Below are 6724 nucleotides of genomic sequence, written 5' to 3'. Positions count from 1 at the left end.
GTACAGCGGGCTCTGTAAATGGAATTGCAGAAACTGCGGCAAGTTCGGGTTGGCTAGGTGGCCCACCAACTTATTACTACAGATTGAAAAATGCAGAAAATAATAACAATGAAAATAAAGGGAGGGAAACAACTATGCAATGTATTTATTGGAGACCAAATGGTAAAGGTTCAAGTGATGGCTATTACTTTGATGGTACTAGTGCAAAATATATAGCGCACGGAGATGAAATTGTAATTTTGAAAAGAATTTACAAAGACAACAACGGAAAAGACATGCCTGAATATGTCTTTGACGGCAATTTACCTTGGTATACACGGCTTGAGCAGATTTCTGGTCAAAAGCCAGTTGCTGGCATTTTGGGATAACCTAATTTTAGAAAAGGATTCAACAATCAAGCCGCTACTCTTAAGTGAGTAGCGGCTTATTTATGTTATAATATCAACTCAGGTACCTTTAGCTCAGTTGGTCAGAGCAGACGGCTCATAACCGTCCGGTCGCAGGTTCGAGTCCTGTGAGGTACATAAAAATCGCAAAGTGTTCTTATGCATATAAATCATTTCATAGTGGTATACTTAAGAAAAACTATGAGGTGATAGCCATGTACAAAAATATTCTAATTGTTGCCAACAGCTCAAATTATGCAGCCAGTCCAGTTGACCAAGTTCTTAAGAGTATTAACTTGAAAGAAGCAACTTTACACATTCTGTTCTACAATCCGAATAATTCTGACATAGACATTGAGATGGCAGAAGCTCCAACAGGTTTTACAAATGAAATATATATTCCTTATTCTTATGAATCAACACAAGAATTGGATAAGGAATTCGCAGAACAAATTGATGAATTCATTGCTAAAGTGAACCGACGTGGTTTTACTAATGTTTCAAGCACAATCACATATACAGAACCAAAACACTCTGTCCCTAAATATGCAAATGAACATGACATTGATTTAATAGTTATTGGTGAAAAAGATGAGTTTTTAGTAAAGAGAGATCTAGAGTCTATGACTAAACATATCATAAAACATACAACTAGTAATTTGTTGATTGTTAGGTAAAAAAAAGACAGCCTAAAGCGGCTGCCTCAAGTCTGCACAAGTTTTCCGCCCTGTGCAGTGTGGCCGAGTGTACCAAATCTATATATAGTATTTTACAGTTTGTTAGCCACAGATAAATTATAGCACAAAAATAGCCACTCATTTTAACGAGTAGCTAATTCCGTTATCTGTTTGACCACTTAACGGATAACTAGGTAAATGAATATTGATGCAAAAATATTTGCTTTTGTATTTTAACGGAAGCTGTTCAAGTTGGCAAGCCTATGATATAATTTAGTCTCCCAATCGAATAATATTTTTTATTCGCCCTCTGATTGTATCCCTCTCAGGGGGTTACTTTTTTGTACAAAAATAGCCGCCTAGTTTCCGCTAGACGACTACAGGTCACTTACTCTGAAATTAGTATATCAAAAAACTTGAATTGTAACAATATTATGGTAAAGTAAAGATAATCCATTGAGCAAATTCTGCTCTTGACCCTCTTGTTGTTGATGGACAGCTGGAGGGTCCTTTTTTTATTCATTCTCATTTAACCATGAGATTAGTTCTTCTACTGAGTAGTTAGCTGCTGATGCCAGGTGAATAATCGTGCCTACTTTTACATTTTTCCAATCCAAAGAATTGTTTAATCGAGTCAGACTACTAGGAGTTATTCCAGTCTTTTTAGACAGTTGATAATTGCTTTCAAATCCAAACGACTTTTTATATTGTTCAAACCATGCCAACATAATCACCTACTTGTATTTATAATATAGATACCTGATTCCAGAGACTATCAAAATGATGACAGAAACGCTTAACATTAAATTTACAGTTTTCATAAAAATATGCTAGAATGAAGGTAGAGAAGGGGTTAACCCCCTCTACGCTTCTTTTGAAGTTCTAGCTTCTTTAGTTCACTTTCATGTTTTGCTTTTGTCCCGCTGTACCAGAGCTGACGAGCAGTTATGATTGCGACTATGGAAGCTATTATTTTTTCTAGCATATCCTCACCTCCTATCTATATACATATTATAATACGCATTGCGTAACAAGTCAACACTTTCCCACAAAAAAAGCCCGAAAAATCGGACTTTAATGAAAAAATATAATGCAGACGAATACTATTAAAAGTATTGATAAAAGAAATAGCATATCAGCGAAACAACCGCTTTGCCGTTTCACTATAATCCCAACTCCCTTGTAAACTTATCCACATTATCCACAGCTAACCAGCGTATAACTAATTGGTCGTACTTATTCCGATGACCAATCACGCTCGCTTTATATTTATCATTAGGCAGCATAAGAATCTTTATAGCAATACGAGGATTAGCTACAATACAATTTATCGACTCCTCGCCAGTATCTAGCGTACAACGCACCAGTAGCGGCTCTTCTTTGATTAGTCTAATCTTCGTCAACAATCCTGTGTACTTGTCCATAGAGTTCACCTCAATGCTATTTTACCAGAAGTGGCATTTTGGTTAAATAAGATAGCAGTTTTGGAATTCTATTTGCAAAAAAAATCGAGTTTTTTGATGTTGGCGTAATGACTAGGGCGCTATTTTAGTTGTTAACATAATCTTTATTAAATGCAATTTTTTGCATTTGTTTCATCTCAGCTACATTAGTGAAATGTTTTAATCCTAATTTAATTGCATAGAATAGTAGTAAAGAGTAACCAATACCCACCAACACAACAATGGCCAAAGTTAGAATATCTTTTTTAGGCCCGCCAGTGTCATTTGCTTCGTCATCAAGTGAGTAATTGAAAGAAGTATCACCCTCGGTTCCGTATAATTGTTCTGATACATATTTTGCTTGTCCTGCAGAGTCCGCAGCATAGTTTGCAATAGCTAGAGTTCCAATTATATTAAGAACTAAAAAAACGATGTTAAATATTTTCAGCAAACTCGATAGACTTTCGCTTTCTTTATCCATATATACTACCTTATCAATTGATTTATCCATGTTATCCCTCTATTCTTTTTTATATCATAATACCAAATAACTCTCACATAGTCGTGAATTTTTTATCTTTTATTTTAAAAAAAGGGACAAAAAAGGGGCAAAAGTTGTATCCTAGTTTGAACTAGTACAATATTTTAGTGTTTACAAGAACGAACTAAAACCCATTATAACGGCTTTTTGAACCTATATACACTAGCAGAAATACTACATAAAAGGTGGGAGGAATGATGTAATTTAATTATTACATCATGACTTTAATAAAAAAATAGACCTGTTCATCTCTTTCATGAGTTTTCTCTGAAGGGATGGACAGGTTTTTTATTTTTATTTTGAAAATAACTCATTACTCAGTTGTCAAAGAATGCTGTTGGAAAGTAAAATTCTTTAGTAACGGAAATAATTGAGTACAGTGACAGTATAGTCTCAAGAATTTTTGTGGAAAAACGAAAATAAGTTCAGCGCATTAAGTATTAATCGCTTGATAGCTTTGGGCCGAAATTTTCTGTGGGGCGCTGAGAGCGGTCTCTAACCGGCGCTGTTCTCTGAGATGTAAGATTCGTTTTGAAATCACTTGAGGGTCACTGGCTCTAGCGGGCATAAAGAAAATTTTGCTACAATCTTTGGAATGACTAAAATTGGCGATGATTTCTTTGACGCTGCTTTGACTGGTCCCCTGAAGATTTTGCTGGAGTGTTAAAATTGGTGTCTCACTGATGAAAAAGCCGTTAATCCTCAAGTGTAAAGGTTCAGAAGCAGTGTTAGGCTGTTTCAAGGAGGATTGCTGTGAAGGCGCAGCAGCTAGAAATTCTTGGAGGCGCCGGTAACTTTTGCTGTTTATTTCTAAACAATTTAGCAATTCCAACGGGGTTAAATTGATTTTCAGACGATTGTGATCGGCAGTGAAAAAAATTCTTTTGGGAAAGGGCGGGCGTTGAGCTGTCATTTTGTTTTCTGGGAAGTGTCTGGTGAAATGATTGAAGAAATGGGCATGCTCCAATTGATTAGTGGTTACGACGCCGATAATTTCCGCAGCGTTCAATTCCAAATCCAAGTGTTCTAAAACCATTTGATTAGCAAGTTGAATGGTCAGCTCTTTGATTTTTAAATTGGCCATGGGACTTCACCTCCATCTACTCAGTATAAGATAAATCTTTTATCGTGAATATGCAGTTTTTTTCAAAACTGAATAGGTGGTAGTAGAAAAAACGGCGCAAGTGATTTCCTGTCGGGATTTTTTTATGGTGACAACTTTTTTTCATTTAATCCTTTGTCAGAATAATTTATGGGAAACAGAAAATGTCGATAATTTTTGAAAGGTGAAACCTCGAATTATCTCCTTTGTCTCTGTTCCAGTAAGTCCACAAGTTAAATAAGCATGTGTTCCTCAACTCAAATTGGTCCTATTTTTTGATAAAAGTATTGAGAAATTTTTACTAGCTATTGTTCATAATGGTCAATTCGCTTTCAACCACAATCAGACTTTTGTCACAAATAATTTTTCAAAAAAGTGTGGGCAGAAGCGATTTGCTGCTGTCTCAGTTGACTGACTGGTGGAAGCTGATGCGGATACAAGAGGTTGATGGTTTTAACTCCGTAATCAGCAGAAACCAATGCGTGTCCTCGCATGTGACCAACAGCAATCGCTTGAGCAAAGACTCGGGCCGCTGCTTTGCCGATTTCTGTCGTGGCTTCTTTGGCCAATTGGTTTGCTAAAAATCCAGCTTTTCTTAGTTCAGCAGCTGAGAGGTTGCCCGCTAACCGTTCCTTTAACGCCTCTTTGGCAAGTTTAATTCGTTGATCTTCCATGAAAGGGGCATCCAGATAGCTTAAAAAGGGCTCAGCATTTTCTAGAGTCCATTCAGCTAATAAGTTTTGTGGCAATTTTTCTAAATCAAATGCCAAGGTCTGGCGTAATTCAGCATCATCAAAAATTTTTATTTTAGGTGCCCTTGAAATAAGGCCTTTGCCAAATTGACTTTGTTCATGGGCATTCCAAGCGTAGTCTGTTTTTTTCATCTCCACAAACTCCCTATGTCAGTTGCCAATAGTCGACAATTTTTGCGGCGGTTTCAGCTGGCTCTAACAACGTAGTCTCAATTTTTAAGGTGTTGATTGTGGGAAAAAGCTTAGCTAATTCCTGCGGCCGAGTTTCTAAACGCATTTTTTGATGGCTGTTTAATAGCTCGCTACGGGAAAAGTCGAGATCTCTTTTTGAAGGTTTGGCCGCTAACCGTTCCTCGTGACTATTGCGCTTTAGGCGAGTTGTCAGCTCGGCAGTTAACTCGACAAAGTAGACCTCTTGACTCTTTGTAAGAAAAATTGCCGCAATATCCTGCAGAAACTCTCGGTCATCGGCATCATCAAAATTAATCATCACAGTAAAGATGATTGTCTGCGTCTGATTATGGCCTTGATTTTCCACGAAGGCCTGAAACAAAGCTTTCCGCATTTGGTCAGACAAGGCAAAGGTTTTTTTGTTATACCCTAAAAAGTTTGCAAAAACATCTAGAGTTTGATGGTTGAACAAAAGCCGACCTTCAATCTTTTTTTCTAATTCCTTGCCTACCGTCATTTTTCCGACGGCTTGGGCACCAATTAAGACAATTAATGACATCGTTTGCTCCTTTCAATCAGCTGAACTGTGCCAGCTCAGCTGCAATTCAATTTCTTGGGTGGCATGGTCAAGCTCTTCAGCAATCAGGTTGAAACCATTTTTTTGATAAAATCGGCAGGCGCCTGTATTCTTTTGATACACGGATAAGTTGAGCTGACTGCGTTGGGTTTTTGCGTAATTTAACAGAGCCTGACCGATACCTAAGCGGCGAAATTCTTTTAGGACGAATAAGCCGGCAATGTAATTTTCTTGAAGCCCAAGAAAACCAACGATTGTTCCAGCCTGTTCTTCAACAAGCAGCGTTGCAGCTGGCAAAAGTTTGCTTACAAGCGTCAGCTGGCTTTCCCAATATTCTCGTTCAATAAAATCATGGGCCTCGATGTTTCCTTTGAGCCAGATAGGAATCAACTCAGCTAAGTTTTCTGAAGTGACAGTGTCCAGTTTCTTTATCATTTACTCTGCTTCCTTTAACAATGGTGTATGTTTACGATAAAGGATTTCAGAGGGCCCGTCAAAGTTTTTTTGCAATTTATCTAGCTAATTTTTGTTGTGAAATCTTTGCTTAATTGACTGGGCTAGTCTATCATTAGGGTACTAAATTTAGGAGAAAAGGTGATATGATGGCGATAACAACAGTAGCAGAGTACATTGCTCAATTCCCTCCAGAGATCCAAGAAATTCTAGTTCGGGTTCGCAAACTCATCCAAGAAACACTGCCCGAGGCCGAAGAAACCATTAAATATCGGATGCCGACTTATTATTATAAAGAAAATTTGGTTCATTTTGCTGCAGCTAAAAAACACTTAGGATTTTATCCAGCACCAGCGGTTATTGAAAATTTTACGGAGGCTTTGCGTCCTTATAAAACCTCGAAAGGTGCTATTCAATTTCCTTACACCAAGGAGATTCCCTATAAATTAATTCGAGAGATGACCTGTTGGCGTTGGCAACAAGTGACTAAGCAGGATAGTTAGTCTGCATCTATAAAAGATTCGAAGGACTGAAATGTTTTGATAGCGCCAAGCCGACAGAAAAACTGATTACAAAAATTTAGATTATATAAAAAAATTTGTCGTTTGCTTGTTATCTACAAG

9 protein-coding genes, 1 tRNA gene and 1 pseudogene are annotated in these 6724 nt (G+C 37.4%); 4 read left to right on the top strand and 7 right to left on the bottom strand.

Annotation, left to right across the window (positions count from 1 at the left end):
* The 3 genes and pseudogenes from AC1Z3S_RS16175 to AC1Z3S_RS16165 all read left to right on the top strand — a co-directional run.
* Positions 1 to 368: pseudogene (locus tag AC1Z3S_RS16175) on the top strand (peptidoglycan amidohydrolase family protein); the annotation flags it as partial.
* Between the two features lie 82 nt (positions 369 to 450).
* Positions 451 to 524: transfer RNA gene (locus AC1Z3S_RS16170), tRNA-Ile, on the top strand.
* Positions 525 to 601: 77 nt separating this feature from the next.
* Positions 602 to 1063 (top strand): universal stress protein, encoded by a 462-nt coding sequence (locus AC1Z3S_RS16165; RefSeq protein WP_461741216.1) that lies wholly within the window; start codon positions 602 to 604, stop codon positions 1061 to 1063.
* Positions 1064 to 1578: 515 nt separating this feature from the next.
* On the opposite strand, the gene AC1Z3S_RS16160 is transcribed toward AC1Z3S_RS16165, so the two are convergent.
* From AC1Z3S_RS16160 to AC1Z3S_RS16130, 7 genes are all read right to left on the bottom strand, one after another.
* Complete coding sequence (locus AC1Z3S_RS16160) at positions 1579 to 1788, bottom strand: helix-turn-helix domain-containing protein (protein ID WP_461741215.1); 210 nt, start codon at positions 1786 to 1788, stop codon at positions 1579 to 1581.
* A 128-nt stretch (positions 1789 to 1916) separates the two neighbouring features.
* Complete coding sequence (locus AC1Z3S_RS16155) at positions 1917 to 2048, bottom strand: hypothetical protein (RefSeq protein ID WP_461741214.1); 132 nt, start codon at positions 2046 to 2048, stop codon at positions 1917 to 1919.
* Between the two features lie 563 nt (positions 2049 to 2611).
* Positions 2612 to 3016, bottom strand: coding sequence for a hypothetical protein (locus tag AC1Z3S_RS16150; protein WP_461741213.1), 405 nt, complete (start codon positions 3014 to 3016; stop codon positions 2612 to 2614).
* Between the two features lie 463 nt (positions 3017 to 3479).
* Positions 3480 to 4130, bottom strand: coding sequence for a hypothetical protein (locus AC1Z3S_RS16145; RefSeq protein ID WP_461741212.1), 651 nt, complete (start codon positions 4128 to 4130; stop codon positions 3480 to 3482).
* A gap of 371 nt (positions 4131 to 4501) precedes the next feature.
* Complete coding sequence (locus AC1Z3S_RS16140) at positions 4502 to 5032, bottom strand: putative immunity protein (RefSeq protein ID WP_461741211.1); 531 nt, start codon at positions 5030 to 5032, stop codon at positions 4502 to 4504.
* A 13-nt stretch (positions 5033 to 5045) separates the two neighbouring features.
* A complete protein-coding gene (locus AC1Z3S_RS16135) occupies positions 5046 to 5630 on the bottom strand; it encodes a DEAD/DEAH box helicase family protein (protein WP_461741210.1) in 585 nt (194 codons plus the stop codon).
* Positions 5631 to 5642: 12 nt separating this feature from the next.
* Positions 5643 to 6083 carry a GNAT family N-acetyltransferase gene (locus AC1Z3S_RS16130; protein WP_461741209.1) on the bottom strand — a complete coding sequence of 147 codons (441 nt, stop codon included), beginning with the start codon at positions 6081 to 6083 and terminating at the stop codon, positions 5643 to 5645.
* A gap of 173 nt (positions 6084 to 6256) precedes the next feature.
* Between AC1Z3S_RS16130 and AC1Z3S_RS16125 the strand changes: the two genes are divergently transcribed.
* Complete coding sequence (locus AC1Z3S_RS16125) at positions 6257 to 6604, top strand: iron chaperone (RefSeq protein WP_461741220.1); 348 nt, start codon at positions 6257 to 6259, stop codon at positions 6602 to 6604.
* Positions 6605 to 6724: the final 120 nt, after the last annotated feature.

It is taken from the genome of Enterococcus sp. LJL90 (assembly GCF_056924355.1).
Note: the sequence above shows the minus strand (reverse complement) of the source record. Positions and strands in the feature narration are given on the sequence as shown.